Annotated in this window: 19 protein-coding genes; 6 read left to right on the top strand and 13 right to left on the bottom strand. The window is 60.4% G+C overall.

All coding sequences use genetic code 11. The features are described from left to right. Window positions 1-412 precede the first annotated feature (412 nt). The 11 genes from ACYQ1A_RS18500 to ACYQ1A_RS18450 form a co-directional block, all read right to left on the bottom strand. Window positions 413-1,468, bottom strand: a complete 1,056-nt coding sequence (locus tag ACYQ1A_RS18500; protein WP_499364365.1) for an alkane 1-monooxygenase — start codon at window positions 1,466-1,468, stop codon at window positions 413-415. Window positions 1,469-1,680: 212 nt separating this feature from the next. Beyond that, window positions 1,681-2,829: a galactonate dehydratase gene (gene dgoD, locus ACYQ1A_RS18495; RefSeq protein ID WP_499364362.1), complete on the bottom strand. Its 1,149-nt coding sequence runs from the start codon at window positions 2,827-2,829 to the stop codon at window positions 1,681-1,683. After that, a complete protein-coding gene (locus ACYQ1A_RS18490) occupies window positions 2,826-3,458 on the bottom strand; it encodes a 2-dehydro-3-deoxy-6-phosphogalactonate aldolase (protein WP_499364360.1) in 633 nt (210 codons plus the stop codon). Before ACYQ1A_RS18490 ends, dgoD begins: the two co-directional genes overlap by 4 nt. A 17-nt stretch (window positions 3,459-3,475) precedes the next feature. After that, window positions 3,476-4,240, bottom strand: coding sequence for an SDR family oxidoreductase (locus ACYQ1A_RS18485; RefSeq protein WP_499364357.1), 765 nt, complete (start codon window positions 4,238-4,240; stop codon window positions 3,476-3,478). Next, window positions 4,237-5,151 carry an aldose 1-epimerase gene (locus tag ACYQ1A_RS18480; RefSeq protein WP_499364355.1) on the bottom strand — a complete coding sequence of 305 codons (915 nt, stop codon included), beginning with the start codon at window positions 5,149-5,151 and terminating at the stop codon, window positions 4,237-4,239. Before ACYQ1A_RS18480 ends, ACYQ1A_RS18485 begins: the two co-directional genes overlap by 4 nt. Beyond that, window positions 5,151-6,056, bottom strand: coding sequence for an SMP-30/gluconolactonase/LRE family protein (locus ACYQ1A_RS18475; RefSeq protein ID WP_499364353.1), 906 nt, complete (start codon window positions 6,054-6,056; stop codon window positions 5,151-5,153). Before ACYQ1A_RS18475 ends, ACYQ1A_RS18480 begins: the two co-directional genes overlap by 1 nt. A 30-nt stretch (window positions 6,057-6,086) precedes the next feature. Next, window positions 6,087-6,860, bottom strand: coding sequence for an SDR family NAD(P)-dependent oxidoreductase (locus tag ACYQ1A_RS18470; RefSeq protein ID WP_499364351.1), 774 nt, complete (start codon window positions 6,858-6,860; stop codon window positions 6,087-6,089). 325 nt (window positions 6,861-7,185) lie between these two features. Continuing rightward, a complete protein-coding gene (gene araH / locus ACYQ1A_RS18465) occupies window positions 7,186-8,229 on the bottom strand; it encodes an L-arabinose ABC transporter permease AraH (RefSeq protein ID WP_499364349.1) in 1,044 nt (347 codons plus the stop codon). A 32-nt stretch (window positions 8,230-8,261) separates the two neighbouring features. After that, window positions 8,262-9,788 (bottom strand): L-arabinose ABC transporter ATP-binding protein AraG, encoded by a 1,527-nt coding sequence (gene araG, locus ACYQ1A_RS18460; protein WP_499364346.1) that lies wholly within the window; start codon window positions 9,786-9,788, stop codon window positions 8,262-8,264. 358 nt (window positions 9,789-10,146) lie between these two features. After that, entirely contained in the window at window positions 10,147-11,142 is a 996-nt protein-coding gene (locus ACYQ1A_RS18455; protein WP_499364344.1) for an arabinose ABC transporter substrate-binding protein, read from the bottom strand. 162 nt (window positions 11,143-11,304) lie between these two features. Continuing rightward, a complete protein-coding gene (locus ACYQ1A_RS18450) occupies window positions 11,305-12,303 on the bottom strand; it encodes a 2-dehydro-3-deoxygalactonokinase (protein WP_499364339.1) in 999 nt (332 codons plus the stop codon). A 105-nt stretch (window positions 12,304-12,408) separates the two neighbouring features. On the opposite strand from ACYQ1A_RS18450, the gene gcvA reads away from it, so the two are divergent. Both gcvA and ACYQ1A_RS18440 read left to right on the top strand, forming a co-directional pair. Beyond that, entirely contained in the window at window positions 12,409-13,296 is an 888-nt protein-coding gene (gcvA, locus tag ACYQ1A_RS18445) for a transcriptional regulator GcvA (protein ID WP_499364337.1), read from the top strand. A 93-nt stretch (window positions 13,297-13,389) separates the two neighbouring features. Next, a complete protein-coding gene (locus ACYQ1A_RS18440) occupies window positions 13,390-13,575 on the top strand; it encodes a hypothetical protein (protein ID WP_499364334.1) in 186 nt (61 codons plus the stop codon). A 371-nt stretch (window positions 13,576-13,946) separates the two neighbouring features. On the opposite strand, the gene ACYQ1A_RS18435 is transcribed toward ACYQ1A_RS18440, so the two are convergent. Next, on the bottom strand, window positions 13,947-14,255 hold the full coding sequence (locus ACYQ1A_RS18435; protein ID WP_499364331.1) for a hypothetical protein: 309 nt from the start codon (window positions 14,253-14,255) through the stop codon (window positions 13,947-13,949). Between the two features lie 129 nt (window positions 14,256-14,384). On the opposite strand from ACYQ1A_RS18435, the gene ACYQ1A_RS18430 reads away from it, so the two are divergent. Beyond that, complete coding sequence (locus ACYQ1A_RS18430; protein WP_499364329.1) at window positions 14,385-15,395, top strand: LysR family transcriptional regulator; 1,011 nt, start codon at window positions 14,385-14,387, stop codon at window positions 15,393-15,395. 43 nt (window positions 15,396-15,438) lie between these two features. Here the strand turns inward: ACYQ1A_RS18430 and ACYQ1A_RS18425 are convergent, their stop codons facing one another. Then, complete coding sequence (locus ACYQ1A_RS18425) at window positions 15,439-16,365, bottom strand: hypothetical protein (protein WP_499364327.1); 927 nt, start codon at window positions 16,363-16,365, stop codon at window positions 15,439-15,441. Between the two features lie 108 nt (window positions 16,366-16,473). Here ACYQ1A_RS18425 and ACYQ1A_RS18420 point away from each other — a divergent pair, with 108 nt between their 5' ends. From ACYQ1A_RS18420 to ACYQ1A_RS18410, 3 genes are all read left to right on the top strand, one after another. Next, window positions 16,474-17,490 carry a transporter gene (locus tag ACYQ1A_RS18420; RefSeq protein ID WP_499364325.1) on the top strand — a complete coding sequence of 339 codons (1,017 nt, stop codon included), beginning with the start codon at window positions 16,474-16,476 and terminating at the stop codon, window positions 17,488-17,490. Between the two features lie 319 nt (window positions 17,491-17,809). Next, window positions 17,810-17,938: a hypothetical protein gene (locus ACYQ1A_RS18415; RefSeq protein WP_499364323.1), complete on the top strand. Its 129-nt coding sequence runs from the start codon at window positions 17,810-17,812 to the stop codon at window positions 17,936-17,938. A gap of 115 nt (window positions 17,939-18,053) precedes the next feature. Beyond that, the gene (locus tag ACYQ1A_RS18410; RefSeq protein WP_499364320.1) at window positions 18,054-18,650 is read left to right on the top strand and encodes a cytochrome b; all 597 of its coding nucleotides are present in this window, start codon (window positions 18,054-18,056) and stop codon (window positions 18,648-18,650) included. Window positions 18,651-18,654 lie beyond the last annotated feature (4 nt).

Below are 18,654 nucleotides of genomic sequence, written 5' to 3'. Positions count from 1 at the left end.
CCGAAGTTCCGCGGAGCGGCAGCTGAGCCATGTGAGTGCAAGACGGTCCGTTTCGGTTTTTGACCTGCGGGCCCCCTGGCGAGCGAAGGATTCGCGAGTGGGGTCGCCTTTCTTTTGCTTACTTTTCTTTGGCGAAGCAAAGAAAAGCGAGGCGCAACGGGGCGCCCCCCGGTTTCAAAACATGCGCCGCAGGCTAAGCGGTTAAAGGTTTACGAGGCGCAAGCCGAACACCAAAACATGCGCCGCAGGCTCAAGCGGTAAAAGGTTTGTTCAGCGCAAGCTGAACACCAAAACATGCGCCGCAGGCACAAGCGGTTAAAGGTTTACGAGGCGCAAGCCAAACATCAAAAACACCACCCTCAACCCACCCCGCCCAAAAAAAAGCCATCCGCCCCGCTAAAACCCCACGCCTTCAGGCCGAAAGCACCCCTCGCTGCGTCACCACATTGTGATAATGCCGATCCAACCGCGGATGCATCACCCGAAACCACGCCACCGGCACCAACGCCAGCATGATCATCATCGGATAGCTCCCCGGCAACATCGGGGATTCCGCCTGATCCCCCAGCGTGGCAAACGGTGCGCCCGGCCGCACGTGATGGTCGGCGTGGCGTTGCAGTTCAAACATCAAATAATTGCTCAGCCGGAAGTTGCTACTCCAGCTATGCGCCGCCGTCGCGCGCTCAAAGCGGCCGTCGGCGCCTTGTTCGCGAATCAGGCCGTAATGCTCGATGTATTGCACCGCCTCCAGCAAAGAAAACCCCAGTACCGCCTGCAGCACAAAGGTCGCCGCGCCTGCGATGCCCGCCACGTAATACGCCGCCACGAGCAAGCTCGCGCTGATGGTGGCGCCAAACAAAACTTCATTGCGCCAGTGCCAGTCCGGCAGACGCATTTTCATCAAACGTTGCGATTCATGCTGCCACGCGCAGCGAAAACTTCCGCTCACCGCCTGGCGCCAGAAGGCGTAATAAGATTGCCCGCGGCGCGCGGTCGAGGGGTCGTGCGGGGTGGCTACCCAGACGTGATGCCCGCGATTGTGTTCGACGTGGTAGTGGCCGTAGCCCGACGTCCACACCAGCACACGCGAGAGTTTGCGCAGCAGATGATTGCGCCGGTGCCCCAGTTCATGCGATGCCGCCAGCCCGACACCGGCCTGGACGCCCAGCGCCAACGTATTGCCCACCCATTCCAGCGGCGTCCAGTGTGGCGCCGAGATGATGCCGATCAGCAGCACGCCCGCGCACAAAGGGATGAAGGCTTCAAGAATGTATTGCGAATGCGAGCTTTCGACGTGATGCGGCAAACGTGGCGCGCGGCCCACCAGCCAGTCGGCGATGGGCAGCAGCACAAAAGCAAACAGCGGCAGGCTGAAACTGGCCAGGCCGCCGGCCAGCATGCCGCACAAAGCCAGCAGCGGCAGCAGCCAGGACAGCAGGTAAAGCACAGAAACGGGGCGAGTGATCACGCGCGCTCCAGCAGAATCGTTGTGTGTTGTGAGTCACAACGATAACAAGAGCGCCCGCGGCCGCCGCTGTAAGCCAGCCAGGCGGATAAAAGCGGCGATGACTGGCACCAAAACGGTTGTATCGGCCTGTATCAGCGGGCTGTAGATTGATAAGAAAATGCTAATGTCATTTCAAACGCAGTGATCAAGGCGTCAGAAATGCGGCGCGAGTCTCACCATTCCGCCACGCTGCCATCGGCATGGCGCCACAAGGGATTGCGCCAGTCCGGCGCGTTTTTGCTGCGTTCAATAATCAGTGCCTCATCCAGTTCCACGCCCAGCCCTGGTTTGGTGAACGGTTTGATATGGCCGTTCTCGAGTGCGAAATCGTCCTTGTTCAGCACGTAATCCAGCACCTCGCCGCCCTTGTTGTAATGGATGCCCATGCTCTGTTCCTGGATAAACGCATTCCACGACACAAAATCCACGTGCAAACAGGCCGCCAGCGCAATCGGACCCAAGGGGCAATGCGGCGCCAGCGCGACGTCGTAGGCCTCGGCCATGCTGGCGATTTTCATGCATTCAGTAATGCCACCGGCGTGCGACAGATCGGGTTGCAGGATGGACAAGCCGCCGGCCGCCAGCACGTTCTTGAACTCAAAGCGCGAATACATACGTTCGCCCGCTGCCAGCGGAATATGCGTTTGCGCTGCCAGCTTGGGGTAGTACTCGGCTTGTTCGGCCAGCACCGGTTCTTCAATGAACAGCGGCCGATACGGCTCCAGTTCCTTGATCAGCACCCGGGCCATCGGCATGGTAACGCGGCCGTGAAAATCGAGGCCGAATTCGATTTTGTTGCCAAACGCCTCGCGAATTTCGGCCACTTTGCGCACGGCGGCATCGATGGCGCGGCTGTTGTCGATAACGGCCAGTTCTTCGCAGCCATTCATCTTGAAGGTGTCAAAGCCCACATCCACGCGCGCCTGTATGTCACGAATGATGTCAGCGGGCCGATCGCCGCCCACCCAGCTATAGGTCTTGACCCGATCCCGCACCAGCCCGCCCAGCAGCTGGTACACCGGCACGCCCAGTGCTTTGCCTTTGATATCCCACAGCGCCTGGTCGATGCCCGCAATCGCGCTCATCAAAATGCCGCCGCCGCGATAAAAACCGGCGCGGTACAGCACTTGCCAAAGATCATTGATGCGGGCGGGATCCTGCCCCACCAGGTATTCGCTCATCTCGTGCACGGCGGCTTCGACCGTTTTGGCGCGGCCTTCCAACACGGGCTCGCCCCAGCCGACGAGACCTTCGTCGGTTTCGATCTTCAAAAACATCCAGCGCGGCGGCACGCGGTAGGTGGTGATGCGGGTGATTTTCATAGTCGAGTGATGTCCCCGGTGGCGGCCTGATAAGCCGCGATAAAGTCGCGCGCCTGGCTGCTGGTGCGGCTGACCGGCTGGCCCGGTTTGTACAGATCGCTGCCGAGGCCAGCGCCGATGCAACCGGCGCGCAAAAAGTCTTTGAGATTGAGTGGCGTCACCCCACCCACGGCCATTACCGGCGTGCTGGCGGGCAATACCGCGCGGATGGCCTTGATGTAATCGGGGCCGAAGGCACCGGCCGGAAACACTTTGAGCGTCTGGGCGCCGGCTTCCAGTGCGGCAAAGCATTCCGTCGGTGTGGCCACGCCCGCGGCCACAATCTGGCCCAGTTCAACGGCGCGGCGGATTACGGCCGGGTTGGTGTTGGGGGTGACGATAAGCTTGCCGCCCAGCGCGGCCAGTTCATCAACAAAATGCGGCTGCAACACCGTGCCGCCGCCGATCAAGGCTTGCTCACCAAACGCCGCCACCACGCTGCGCAGGCTGATGGCCCAATCGGGCGAATTCAGCGGAATCTCGATTGCATCGAAACCAGCATCAATCAGCGCGCCCACATGGTCGAGCGCTTCCGGTGGGGTGATGCCACGCAGGATGGCGATCAGGGGCAGAGCGGTGGGCCAGGTCATGGCGTTCCTTGGGCAGATTATTCGTGATACAGCTGGCTGCGGCCGCCATCGATCAGGATGTCGGTGGCGTTGATAAAACGCGCTTCGTCGCTGGCCAGAAACAGGGCGGTATAAGCCACTTCTTCCGGCTCGCCGATGCGCTTGCACGGCAGCAGATCAGTCTGCCGCTGGCGCTCGGCCGGGCTGAGCGTGGCCAGCCAGTCTTCGGCCAGCGGCGTCAAAATCAGCCCCGGCGATACCGAGTTCACCCGGATACCTTGCGCCGCATATTGAATGCCCAGTGCTTTAGTCAGCCCGATCAAGCCATGCTTGGCCACAGGGTAGGGGAAGGCGCCGGGAATGATCTTGTGGCCGTGCACCGAGGCAATATTGACGATGTTGCCGTAGCCACGCGCCAGCATGTGCGGCAGCAGCGCCTGGGCACAGTGCCACGCGCCTTTAAGGTCGACGGCAAAGCAGCGCTCCCACTCGTCGTTGCTGAGTTTGAGCGGATCGTTAAACACATTGATGCCGGCGTTATTGATCAGGATATCCACCTGGCCAAAGCGCTCCAGCGCGGCCTCGGCCATGCGTTGCACGCTGTCGGCATCGGCCACGTCGGCTTCGGCGATCAGCGCGTTTTCCACGCCCACTTCGCTAAGCAAAGCACGGGCGCGTTCATCGCGTTGGCGCACATTGATGACCACCCTGGCGCCGTGCTGCGCAAACAGCCGCACGCACGCTGCGCCTATCCCCTGGGCTGCGCCGGTAACCAGCGCGACCTTGCCTTCCAGCCGTCTCATGCTGCGTCCTCCGTCGGGTGCCAGGCATCGTCGCGCACGGTAAACACATAGTCGCGCTGCAGCGTTTCGCCTTGTTGCAGTACCGTCAGGCCGTGCGGGCCATCGGGCAGGTTCAAGGCGTTGACGGGATGGTCGGCGGGTTCAACGCAAAAGTAATCGCGACCGGGCGGCGAATAAAACACGTAATAGTGGCTGTCGCACATCAACTCGACGTGCAGTTCGCGCTGTGGCCAGAACACGGTGATAACGCCCTGGGCACCGCTAAACGCATGATTGATGCGCGTGGTTTCCGGCAAGGCACGCGGCAGGCGGTAATCAAATTCGCCGCTGACGGGCACCAGTTCAATGGGCAGATCGTCTTCCGCCGCGCGCCAATAAGCTTGCGCCGGGGCCGCCACCAATACATCAGGCGTACGGGGAAAAAACGGATGCAGGCCCAGACCAAACGGCAGCCGGGTCGGGCTCTGGTTGGTGACTGTCACGCGCAGGCGCAAACGCGGACCATCCAGCGTGTAGCTTTGCGTGGCGTGATAGGCAAACGGGCCGGGGCCGGTATAGGTGTGGCTGAGGGTTACCGCGCTGTCGTCTTGCTGCGTCACTTGCCAGGGGGCAAACGCGCCGTGGCCGTGGATGGGGTATTGCTCGTTGTCGCGCGTGCGCGGCACCACATAGGTCTTGCCCTCAAACTCAAACGTGCCGTGCCCGATGCGGTTGGACCACGGCACCATGGTGTAGCAGCTGAGCGAGTTGGGTTCAGTCGGGCTGGCGGCCGGATCGCGCGGGCGAAAGATGGCTTGTGGCGTGGCGCCACCCAGCCAGTCAAAGCGCGCAATGCCACCGGCCAGTTGCGGCATGACTTCCAGCAGCAACTGCGCGTTTTTGAGCGTAACGGTGCCGGGTGCGCTGCTCATCAGACTTCTCCCAGCCAGATTTGCTCTGGCAAACCACGCACGCCCGGAATCTGGATGGCAAACACTGACCCGGCCTCGGGTTGTTGCGCGATGGCGGTGTCGTCCAGCCCGGCGCGGGCGCTGGTAATCAACAGGGTGTCGAGCTCGGGGCCGCCAAAGGTGACGCAGGTGGGCTGGCGCACCGGCAGCTGGATCTTGCGATCAACCCGCCCATCCGGCGCATAGCGGGTGACGCAATGCCCGGCCCATTCGGCGTTCCACAAATAGCCCGCGGCATCAACGGTCGAACCGTCCGGTTCAATCACCTGATCTTGCAGATCGTAGAACACGCGGATATCGGCGACGGCGCCACTGGCGCTGTCGTAGGCGCACTGCATGATCTTGTGCTGCAAGGAATCGCACCAGTACAGCGTGCCGCCATCGGGGCTGAAGGCCAGGCTGTTGGAAATGGCGATGGCGGGCAGCGCCAGTTGTTGCAGGCGGCTTTGCGTATCAAAGCGGTAGAAATGGCCTTTGGCCTCGGCGCCGCGCTCGTACATGGTGCCAAAGACCAGGTTGCCAGCGCGATCAACGCGGCCGTCGTTGCAGCGCGTGCCAGCGATTTCGGCCTCAACCGGCATCAAGCGTTTGATGGCGCCGCTGGCGGTATTGAACAACGCCAGACCGGCATCAAAGGCCACCAGCAACACGTCGTCATCCTGGGTAAAAGCAAAGCAGCACACGCGCTGCGGCATGCTCCAGTAGCGATGCTGACCGCTGTGCAGATCGAGTTGCCACAGTTCTTTGGCATGGATATTGGTCCACCAGACCTGGCCGGTGTGGGGATGCTGGATGATGCCTTCGGCCAGGTTGTACTGGCCTGCCGACAGGCTCTGCAGCGCTTGATGGTTGATGGCTTGATTCATGCAGCTATTCCTGTGATGGCGCGGCGTGGATCAGGTCCAGCCGCCGTCGATAATGAAATCCTGAGCCGAAATCATGCTGCTGTCGTCTGCCGCCATAAACAGGGCCAGCGCGGCCACGTGTTCGGGCCGGACGCGACCGGGCAGGGTCTGGCTATGGTCAATTTCGCGTTCTCCGGCTTCGTCCACCCAAAGCCGCAATTGTTTCTCGGTCATGGTCCAGCCCGGCACCAGCGCGTTGACGCGAATGTGGTGCTGGCCCAGTTCGCGCGCCAGGCTGCGGGTGAGGCCATGGATGGCGGCTTTGGCGGTGGCGTAGGCGGGGTAGCCAGGCGCCTTGATCATCCAGCTGGTGCTGCCCAGATTGATGATGGAACCGCCACCGGCTTGCTGCATATCGGGCGCGACGGCTTGCGCGGCAAAAAACTGATGGCGCAGGTTGATGTTCATGGCGTTGTCCCAGAACTCGACCGTGACTTCTTCCACCGTATGGCGCGCGTCGTTGGCGGCGTTGTTGATCAGGGCGGTGACGGGGCCATGCGCCTCGCGCGCGGCCGCAATGGCAGCTTGCAGGGCGCTGATGTCGGTGACGTCGCACTGGATGAACAGCGGGGTGTGCAGAACTTGTTCGGACAACTGCGCGGCAAGGGCGCTACCGGCTTCGGCGTTACGGCCGATAAAGGCTACTCGGGCGCCCTGGCGCGCGAACGCATCGACAAACGCGGCGCCGATGCCGGTGGTGCCGCCGCTGATAAAGACGCTTTTGTCGATCAGGCTGGGGTAAGTCGCAAACAGGTTCGCGTTCATCCGGCACTCCCGAGGCGTGAAAAGCCGCCCGTAAGGGGCGGCACGGCGGTTAATCTACGCTGCGTTTCAAACGCCGAGGATCAGGTGTAGCCCTGAGGCTGCACCCACAGCATGGGTCATGACCCACCCGGCAAAGCCATCAACAAGCACGCACACATGGCGGGTTTGATCAGCGGCTTTGAAGGGTGGGTCTTGACCCACCCTATGCAGCGATTTCCATACGGTGGGTCATGACCCACCCCCCAAAGCCATCGAGAAGCTCGCACACATGGCGGGTTTGATCAGCAGCTTTGAAGGGTGGGTCTTGACCCACCCTATGCATTTATCAAGATGTTTTGCCGCGGTTCTTCAGTTGGTCGATCAGCACCGCCACAAACAGGATGGCGGCGCGGACTTCGTATTGGTAGAAGGCGTCGATGTTCTTCAGGTTCATGGCGTTCTGCACCATGCCCATGATCAGCACGCCAACTACCACGCCGCTGATGGTGGCGCGGCCCCCGGCCAGCGAGACTCCGCCCAGCACGCACGCTGCAATAACATCCAGCTCAAAGCCCTGGCCCGAGTTGGGTTGGCCGCTGGTAATGCGCGAGGCCAGGATAATGCCGGCCAGCGCAGTCACCACGCCCTGAATCAGAAAGATGTAGATCCGGGTACGGTCCACCGCCACACCCGCCAGGCGTGCCGCGTCGGGGTTGCCGCCGATGGCCAGGGTGTTACGGCCATAGACCGTTTTGTTGAGCATTACGCCAAACACGATCACGCAACCAATCCAGAACAGCACCGGGATCGGAATATGAAACAGATCGTTATTACCCAGATTAAAGAAGCCTTCGTTGCTGATCCCCACGGCCTGACCGTGCGAGGCAATAAAGCCCAGGCCGCGCACCGCGCCCATGGTCACCAGCGTGGCAATCAGCGCATTGATGCGTAATTTGGCGATGGTAAAGCCGTTGAACAGCCCGATTGCCGCACCCGCCAGCAAGCTGCCGCCCACGCCCATGACAATGCTGCCGGTGGAGTTGATGATCATGGCGCACAGCACGCCCGAGAAGGCGATGGTTGAGCCGACCGACAAGTCAAAGTCGCGTGAGGCCAGACAGAACATCATGGTGCACGCCACCATGCCGATCTGCGACACCGACAGCGCCAGGCCCTGCATATTGGTCACCGAGAAAAAATACTCGACGTTGAACGACAGCACCACAAACAGCACCAGGAAAATCAGGATGATGCTGTAGTCGCTGGCGAACTTGATCAGCTTTTGTTGTCCGGCGCTGCGGCCCGGAGGCGGCGGTGCGGACGGCGGGTTGGCGGAAGCGCTGGTCGGCTCGGCCGGCAGCGGTTGTACCTGAGTGGGCGTGGTTTGCATGGCTAGTCCTCTGCGGGGCGTTAATCGGTGGTTTACGCCGCCACCGGCGTTGCGGCCGGGGTAGGGGCGCTGACGGGCAGGGCCAGCGTCAGTACATTGCGTTCATTGGCGTCAGTGCGGTTCAGTTCGCCGGTAATGCGGCCCTGGCACATGGTGATGATGCGATCGGACACGCCCAGCACTTCGGGCAGTTCGCTCGACACCATGATCACGGCCACGCCTTTTTCGGCCAGGCCGTACAGCACCTGATAAATCTCGTTCTTGGCGCCCACGTCGATGCCGCGCGTGGGTTCGTCGATGATCAGCACGCGCAAATCCTGTTCGGCCAGCCAGCGCGCCAGAATGGCTTTTTGCTGGTTGCCGCCGGACAAAAAGCGGATTTCCTGATGGCGGCTGGGGGTCTTGATGCGCAACAGCTTGATATAGCCTTCGGCGGTGCCGGCTTCGGCGCTGTCATTCACAAAGAAATGCGCGCGCCGGTAGTGCCGGCGGCAGCTGATATTGATGTTTTCCGACACCGAGCGGCCCGGCACGATGCCTTCTTGCTTGCGGTCTTCCGGGCACAACACCAGGCCGGCATGGATGGCCTGGCTGATGCTGGTGATATTGCCTTTGATGCCGTCCAGTTCCACCGTGCCGGTGGCGCGCACGTCGGCGCCATAAATCAGCCGCATCAGTTCGCTACGGCCCGCGCCAACCAGGCCAAAGAAGCCGAGGATTTCGCCTTTGCGTACCGAGAAGGTGGCGGGCGTCGGCACTTTTTTGCCGCTCAGGTTTTTGACCGTCATCGCCACATCGCCCAGCGGGCGTGGCTTGTAGTCAAAGATGTCCTTGATCTCGCGCCCGACCATGCCTTGTACCAGCTGGTCGCGCGTGATCTGGCTCAGATCATGGTGTTCGGCCACTTTGCGGCCATCACGGAAGATGGTGCAGCCATCGCAAAGCTCAAAGATTTCTTCGAGCCGGTGCGAGATATAAATCAGCGCCTTACCGCGTGCCTTCAGGTCGCGGATCATGCGGAACAGGATTTCGCTTTCGCGGTGCGAGAGCGAGCTGGTGGGTTCATCCAGCGCAATAACGGTGGCATCACGCAGCACCGCTTTGCAGATTTCCACCATCTGGCGTTGGCCGATCGACAGATCAATCAAGCGCGCCAGCGGGTCGATATCCACGCCCAGACGCTGCAAGTTGTCACGTGTCCAGCGGATGGCCTGACCCCGCTGGACAAAACCGAAGCGCGTGGGCAAATGCCCCAGCAGCAGGTTTTCCATCACGGTCAGTTCGGGAACGTATTGCAGTTCCTGGTGGATGATGGCGATGCCGGCATCGATGGAATCACGGCTGCGGCTAAAGTGCCGCTCCGTGCCATCGAGCATCACCTGGCCGCCATCAGGAATATATTCGCCGCCCAGAATCTTGAGCAGCGTGGACTTGCCCGCGCCATTTTCGCCGAGCAAACCATGCACCTGGCCACGGTCAACCGCAAAGCTGACATCCGACAGCGCCTTCACGCCCGGGAAGGTCTTGGTGATCGATCTGAATTCCAGAAAATGCGACAAAGCGGGACTCCTTGCTTCAACTTGATTTCCGCTGCGATAGGGTGGGTCGGGACCCACCTTTCAAAGCCATAAAAAACAGCATCAACGATTGCGGTCCAGGTCCGCGGCTTTGGGGGGTGGGTCTTGACCCACCCGATGCCGCGCATGTTCCAACGCCTTTCCGCTGCGATAGGGTGGGTCGGGACCCACCTTTCAAAGCCATAAAAAGCAGCACTAACGATTGCGGTCCAGGCCGGCGGCTTTGGGTGGTGGGTCTTGACCCACCCTATGCCGCGCTTATTCCGGCGCCCCCGAATGCAGGCGGACGCCAGAACAAGCAGACGGTTTTAAAACCACTGCCGCGCAGTGGCCCGAACCATCACTCCAGACCCATTTCTTTGCGGACTTGCTGGATATTGTCGCGGGTCATCAACATCCCGGTGGTCAGCGTCAGCTTCGGCGGTTCCTGGTTCTTGGCAATCCAGTTGTACATGTTGACCGAAGTTTCATAGCCATGACGTTTCGGGCTGATCAGCACCGTGCCAAAGAAGCCGGTTTTCTCGCCTTTCTTGAACTCGTTCAGCGCCGACTGGCTGCCGCCGATGCCGATGCCGATCATGTCGTCAGCCTTGGCGCCGTGGCCTTCTGCCGCACGCACCGCGCCCAGCACGGCTTCGTCGTTCAGACCAAATGCCAGCCAGTGCTTGAACTTGGGGTTCTGCGTGATTGCCACGTTGGCGGCGTTGAATGCGGCCTCGGTGTCGGTCTTGGCTTGCGGTGCGTTGATGATGTTGGCCTTGGGGAAACCACCGGCGGTCAGCGCAGCAATCGCGCCATCGGTACGGTCTTTGGCGGTGGGCAGCTGGTCGTAGCTGATGCGGATGGCACCCACTTCTTCCGGCTTCCAGCCGCGTTTCTTGATCTCGGCCATCATGGCGCTGCCGACTTGCTCACCAATCTTGAACGCCGAAATGCCCATATGTGGCACGGCTTCCAGCGGCTTGCCGCTGCCATCGACAAAGCGGTCATCGACGGTCATGACTTTGAGGCCGGCCGCTTTGGCACGGGCAACCACCGCAGGCCCCAGCTTGACGTCGGGCGCGCAGATCACAAAACCCTGGGCATGTTGCGCGGCCAGGTTATCGATGGCGGCCAATACCTGGTCACCACTCGGAACACCAATCTTGACCACGGTGAAGCCTTTGTCTTTGGCGGCCTGATCAGCGAATTTCCATTCGTCCTGGAACCACGGTTCTTCCGCTTGCTTGACCAGAAAACCGATCTTGACCGGATCAGCAGCGTGGACCAGGGCCGGTGCCATCATGGCGATGGACAAGCCCAGCGTGCTCAGTACCTTCTTCAATTGCAGCTTCATTTTTGTCGACTCCTTGTGTCCCGTGGGAAACGGGGTTGCTTGTGGACGGCGTGGTGCGCCGTCGTGCCGTGCGGGTGCAGAAAACCCGCCGTTCTTCTTCGGTAATGCGACTACGCGTACTTCGTTTCTTGATCTTGTGGGCGCTACATGGGGTGCGCGGGGCTAATCCAGCAAGCCGCGCGCGCGGGCAACTTCGATGGCACCAAAGCCGGCCAGATTGCTCTGTTGCTCGTCTGTGGTGACCACGATATCGCCCGAGAAAAAATCGTCGTGCTTGACCAGCAGGGCCAGCGCTTCACGCAGCATGGCTTTGCCGGTCACCACAAACTGGGTGCCCGGCGTCATACGAAAGGCGGAAGAATTCTTCAGGGTCAGCAAGTCAGCGCCCAGCACCGCGCCCAACAAAAAGTTGGCGCGGGCGTTGCGCTCATAAATCGTGAATTGATCAAGGATGCGCACGGTAAAGCACGCGCGGCCCAGCCCGATCTTGCCGGCCGAACGCGCACCGGCCAGCAGCATTTCGGTATCGATCTCGTCGGCGAAATCACTGTCGAGTGAGCCAGCGAGGATGGTGTTGTGGGTGATCACATGCAGCAACTCGCCCGCCAGCGTGGTGACACAACCGCTGATGCAGGCGTTTTCATCCAGATGCACAAACTTGGAATGCGAGCCCGGCAGCACGATGACCGTGGGCTTGTCTATACCGAGGCGGCGTACCAGCCCGATGGTCTCGACTTCTTCGCCGCGCATCATGTCCATGGCTTCGACGTTATGCAGGCCGATGTTCTCCACCCGATTGCGCACACCCGGCACAAACCACACCGGCGGCGCGCACACCTCGGGAATATGCGCCTGCACCATGGCAGCGGCCAGCGCGGCGCGCCCGGCCGGGGCCAGTACGTGCGGAACCTCGTGCAGGCCGACGTTGGAGGTGATCATGCCCGAGCCCAACACCAGATCGATCTGCGCCATTTCCAGCCGGGCATCGTCCAGCGCGGCGGCAATGGTCTGACGCACGCCGTTCTGCAAAGCCACCGGGCTGCCGCTGATGGCGGTATCGCGTACCCCCACCTGGCGAGCCGCCTGACACAGCGCCTGCTGGTCACGCCACACCGTAACGCGGGTGTTGGTAGTGCCTGTGTCGATGGTGAGGATATGCATGCGCAAAGGCCGGCGATTGGGGTGAGCGCATTTAATCCTTGTGTAGCGCGCTGTGACAAACTACAAATTTATTTGCTATCGTTAAGAAAAATTTGATGAGACATCATGCCCCGACGTTTACCTCCGCTTAACGCATTACGCATGTTTGAGGTCGCCGCCCGCTTGACCAGCTTTACGCAGGCGGCGCAGGAATTGCATGTGACCAATGCGGCAGTCAGCCATCAGATCAAGCAGCTCGAAGAATTTTTAGGGCTGCAATTGTTTGAACGCAGGAATAATCAGCTAAGCCTGACGATGGCAGGAGAAAGTTACTTACCACGGGTGCGTGAGGCTTTCAGGGCCTTGCAGCAGGCCACCGACGCCTTGCTGGATGACAAGACCACCACCTTGCGGGTGGCAGTGCCGCCCGCTTTAGGGACGAAATGGCTGGTGCCGCGCTTGTACCGTTTTCTGAATCTGCACCCGGATGTGCGGGTTGAGGTGTCGTCCGACTTTGACCGCGATTACCAGCGCAACGACATCACCATCGACCACCGCCAGGTGGATGCGCCCGACTTGGTGGTGGAGCGCTTTACCTCAAGTACGGTATTCCCTGTATGTAATCCGGCTATTGCGACTACGATCCGCAACACGCTGGACCTGTCGCGCCACACGCTGTTGCACGAGCGCAGCCAGCAGCGCCAGTCGCATCTGCCCAACTGGCAACAATGGCTGGAAGAATCGGGCGCCGCGCAGGTAGATGCCAGCCACGGCCCGGCTTTCTCTGATGCGCAAATGACCTTGCAGGCGGCCATAGACGGGCAGGGCATCGCGCTGGGGCAACAGATATTGGTGGAATACGACATCGCAGCGGGGCGTCTGGTGCGCCCGCTGGGCAAGGAAGTGTCGTTGCGCGTGCCGTATTACCTGATCTTTCCGCAGCACGCGGCGCAGAGTCATGCGTTTGCCGTGTTCCGGCAATGGTTGATGGATGAAGCAAAGCGCAGCACCTGACACCGCGCTCTGACCATCCGCCCGGCGGCGATTGTGCAATGCAGCATGAAGGCTAGAATCCAGCAAACGGTCGTTTTAATGCCGGGAGCCCAGATGAATAGCCGAATTCGTGAACCTGAACTGATGGAAGACAGCGCCAATGGCGGTAACTGGGGCGCTTTGATATTGCGTTGCAGCACGCTGGACGCCGATGCCGCCGCTGCATTTTTTCTGGATGCGCGTAACGCGCCGCTGCCTTTGGGGCTGGCTGACCAAAGCCTGGGCCTGCAAACCTGTTGATCGGCTGGGCCGTAACGCGCAATGCATCGGGCGCGCTCCAGCCATCCACTGCAACAGGCGGCTGTTTGGCCACTATCCGATAGGGTGGGTCAAGACCCACCAGCCAAAGTGGCGTGGCAAAGCGCTGCAGTTTGGTCGTCGGCGTTAATGTGTGGGTCTCGACCCCCGCCATGCCGGACTGCGGCGCATGGCGTCGGCCGCCAGCGATCAACCCACTTTTATATATAAAGGCAGCTTCGGCTGCCTTTTTCTTTCTTGTAATTTAACAATACAAACCACACTATCCATTACGCGTGTAACTGCTCGCGCCCATAAAAAGGGCCGCTCGAAAGCGGCCCTGGTCTGCAGTGCGAGGATCACCCGCAAAGCAATTACAGCGTGGTCGGTGCTACGGCGCGGAACGCATATTGCGTCATGCCGTTAATGGCCGAGGTCTTTTGCGCAGCGGCTTTCGGCGTAGCGACCTGAGTGGCCGGGGCAGCAGCCGGTACGGTGGCCGGGGTCACGGCGCGGAAGGCGTAGCTGGCCTTGCCGGCGCCGGTGCTGGCGTCGCTGGACTGCTCGATCGGGTGCGTAGCGCGTTGTGCGTACTGTGCCAGACCATCAGCAGCTTGCGCGGCGCCGAGCACACCGGCGAAAGCAAACGTGACCACAGCGATGTTGGTTGCAAACTTGTTCATGATGGTGCTCCTTTGTCTTGTTTTGGTGCCGCTATGCTTGCGGCATCGATGGACTGCATCATATTGACGCGACATATATTGATAAATATCAATACCGGATATTGTTTGTTTCCTGTGGGTTAACAAAGTATGGATACGTTGCTGAGCATGAAGGTGTTCAACCAGGTGGCCAGCCTGGGCAGTTTTGTCGCGGCGGCCGAGCGCATGGGCTTGTCCACGGCCATGGTCAGCAAGCATGTCAAACATCTGGAAACCCATCTGGGCGTGCGTTTGCTCAATCGCACCACGCGCAAATTGAGCCTGACCGGGCCGGGCGGCGTGTACTTCGAGCGGTGTCAACAAGCCATCCATGATCTGGAAGACGCCGAGGCCATGCTGAGCCAGGCCTCGGCCAGCCCGCGCGGCACGCTCAAATTAAGTGCGCCGGCCGCCTTCAGCACCAATTACCTGGCGCCGGTGCTCAGCGACTATTACGCGCGCTATCCGCATATGAAGGTCGATTTGTCGCTCACCGACAAAGTGGTCGATCTGGTGGAAGAGGGCTTTGATATGGGCATCCGCATTTCGGCCTCGCCGCATCCCACGCTGGTGGCGCGCCGGCTCAGCCCGATCAATTTATTGTTTGTGGCGTCGCCGGCTTACCTGGCCAAGCATGGCGCGCCCAAAAAACCGTCCGATCTGGTCGACCATCACTGCATTACCTACACCTACACCAACAACGGCAATGCCTGGGTGTTCGACGGCCCGGATGGCAAGTATTCAATTTCGATTGATCCGCGGTTGCGGGTGAACAACGGCGAAATGGCAGTGGAAGCCGCGCTCGCGGGCCTTGGCATTACAGTGCAGCCGACGATTCTGATCGAAGAACATATCCACGCCGGCCGCCTGGTACCGGTTTTGCTCGACTATCCCCGCCCTCCGATTTACGTCTACGCGGTGTATCCAAGTCGCGCATTTGTCTCGGCCAAATTACGCACTTTTATCGATTTGCTGGTGGAGCATTTCGGCGAGAACCCGCCGTGGGAAGAAGGTCCGCTGCGCGCCTATATCGAGAGCAAAAGCCGCACGCGCTCGCAGCCACGCACCACGGCGGGCCGCGAAGATCCAGAGCCCGTGGTGTCGCGGCCGGGCCTCGGCTAAAGGCAGCCCAGTCCGCTGCTGCAGATGTGGCGGGGCGACGGCCTTATTGCGCCGGTCCGTCGATCACACCCGGCGCCACCGGTTGCGGCGGGGCCGGAATGCGTTGCACCGCGACGGTCTGATCGGCTGCCGGTTGCGCCAGATCGGGCCGGGCGCCGGTGCCGCGTAACACGATCATCTTCTGCAATAAATCAAACCAGAACGGCGCGCCAAACATGGCCGCCAGCGCCGTCACCCCCCAACCACACAGCATCAGCAAAATGCCGCCAAAATGATGCAGCGAGGCCAGCCGGGTATCCGTCCAGCCCAAGGGCAGACTGGCCAGATTCTGAATCGCCTGCACCGCATTGTCGGCGCTGGCATTCTGGTACAACTCGGGCTTGATGCTGCCATTGGTCCACAGCGTATGAAACAGATACAGGCTATCCACATTGAGCAGCGCCGCCAGCGCCATGGCCACAAAGAAAGTGATGATTTGCTGGCGCTGTTTATAGCGGCCACTCACGCGTTCCATGCTGTGATCAAACCATTGCGCCAGACCCGCCACCACACGCGCTTCTTCGCCTTGGGCCTCGCGCAGCACGCCAGCCAGAAAGGTGCGCAATTGCGGGTCCGCAATGGTGTCGGTCAGCTCGGGCACGGCATTTTGTTGCTGGCTCTGGCGCAGGATGTCGAGTAGCGCGCTGGCAAACTGGCGCGACGGGATATACGCCGGTTTGTATTTAAGGTCGGCGGCCGTGGCTGCCTTGCCATCGCCCAGCGGATTGACCCGCGCATGGTTGTACAACGCCAGGGCCAGCCCACCCATTTGCGGGTCGTTCAGCATGTCTTTGACCGCATCCAGCAGCGTATTGGCGCGTAATTTAAAGAAGCTGGCGATGGCCTCGTTAACGCTGCTCACAATCAGACTGACCGAAAAATAACAGAACGCCATACCGGCGATGACTTCAAGTACGGTGCTGCCAAACATGGGAAAACTCCGCGAGCCTGTTGCGCGCGAGCATACCACCGCGCCAGCGCCACGACAGCCAGGCGCGGTTGTAACATAGCTGTCTTTGATCGCCGGTAGCCTCGCCGCATGCTGCTCAATACTGCCCAACCTTATGCCATTGAATCCGCCGGGCTGGTCTGCGGATTTTTGTGCTCGCCTGCCACCACGCCGCATCCGGTAGACGCCGCCGAGGCGCTGGCGTGGCTGGCTTTGCCGCCCGAGCAGACCGAGGGGTTTTTGTGGCTCCATCTGAATTTGTCGCAAGCGTCGACTGAACGCTGGATTCGCGAACATCTGGATTTGCCGGAGGCGTTTCATGAATCGCTGCATCAAGCCAGCCGCTCCTCGCGCGTGGAGCAAGAGGGCGATGCGCTGCTGGCGGTGATGAATGATGTGCTGTTTGAGTTCTCGTTTGAGGCCACCGACATTTCGACCTTGTGGGTCAGTCTGGAAAGCCGCTTGGTGGTCAGCGCCCGCACGCGGCCGCTGCGTTCGATTGATCGTTTGCGCGAGGCGGTCAAGAAAGGCGAAATCCTGCGTTCACCGGTGGATTTGATGGTGCGTTTGCTCAGCTTGCAGGTCAAAGTGCTGGAGCAGATCGTGCGCGACGCGGTGATCGAGGTCGACAATATCGAGGACCGCTTGCTGGCCGAACGGCTGCAAAGCCGCCGGGTTAATCTGGGCGCGTTGCGGCGGGTGATGGTGCGGCTGCAGCGGCTACTGGCGCCGGAACCGGCAGCCTTGTTCCGCTTGCTGAACAAGCCACCGCATTGGGTGGCAGAAGAAGATGTGCTCGATTTGCGCCAGTCCACCGAAGAATTTGCCGCCGTGCTGAACGACATGAGCGCGTTGCAGGAAAGGATCAAGTTGCTGCAGGAAGAGATCGCGGCACGCATCAATGAACAGGACAACCGCAGCCTGTTCGTACTGACCGTGGTCACGGTCCTGGCGCTGCCGTTCAATATTATTGCCGGGCTGCTCGGCATGAACGTCGGCGGCATCCCGCTGGCGCAACACGCGCATGGCTTCTGGATCGTGGTGGCGATCGTCGCCGTGTTTACCGCAACAGTGGCGTTCTTTGCGCTCAAACGCTGGCGGAGCTGAGCATTTCCGCGCTACCCCGGCCACAGCGCATAGGGTGGGTCTAGACCCACCATTCAAAGCCGACTAACAAAAACGCGAACGTTTCCTTTTTCTCTGCCCACTTTGCCCGATAGGTCTAGACCCGCCCAATAGGTTTACCGCTGTAAGAAAATTCCCTTACAAATCCCAACAGGGTTGTCAGTTTTCTGCTTTCAGATTACAGCGTAACCCTATGTATTTATTGAATATTTTTTACCAGGAGCCGTCCTGGTACACAGCCTTGGGCAGACACGCGAAGATGCGCCTTATCAAATCCCGGCCTTCTTCAAGGACTATCGCCATGCTGTTCAAGCCCCATCGTGCCAAGAGCTACAAAGCCAGCCGTACCCCGGTGCGCCGTCGTGTCGGTGCGGTTGCGGCGCAGCGACAACCCTTGCCCGCGCTGGCCTGGCGCAAGCGCGCCGAGTAATCGGCCTGACTTGATCGCGCCATAAAATCTACTGCGCTTTGATTCCTCTCGATTCCTGTTGATTTGCAACTGTGTGGCCACGCCAGCGGCGCCGCCCCGTTGCTGGAGTATTGCCATGACTATCGCAAATGCACAGATTGCTTTTAATGCCACCTGCATCGACTGCGGCCAATGTGACGTGCTCGATGCCGCCCCGGTAGTGGCCCCCAAGCGTTACGACGCGTTATCGCGCACGCTGCACTGGGTGTTTGCAGTCGCCATCATTTACGCCAGCGTGGCCGGTTATTCGATGCATATCGTCACCAATCCGATGCTGCATTCTTTCTTGTCGCAAATGAATATGTCGCTGGCCACCGTGCTGATCATGCTGTTTCCGCTACGGCTGATCTGGAAGCTGGTGCGCACCGAGCCCGAACCCGTCGCCAGCATCCCGACCAGGCAGCAAAAAATTGCGCACATCGCGCACAACGTGTTGTACGGCCTGATTGCCTGGGTGTTGATTACGGGTTTTGTGATGGTGCCGCACGGCTACAACCTGTTCTGGACCATCCCGATCCGCACGCCGTTTGAAGAAGGCGCCATGACGCATGCCTTCAATGTGGCGCATCGGATAGGCTGCATGACGCTGGCCAGCATGGTGTTGCTGCATGTTGCCGCGGCGCTCAAACATCAGTTTGTGTCACGTAATGGCGTGCTGGACCGCATGTTGTGAGCTG

The organism is Silvimonas sp. JCM 19000 (assembly GCF_054652575.1).
This window is presented reverse-complemented; position numbering and strand designations above follow the sequence as displayed.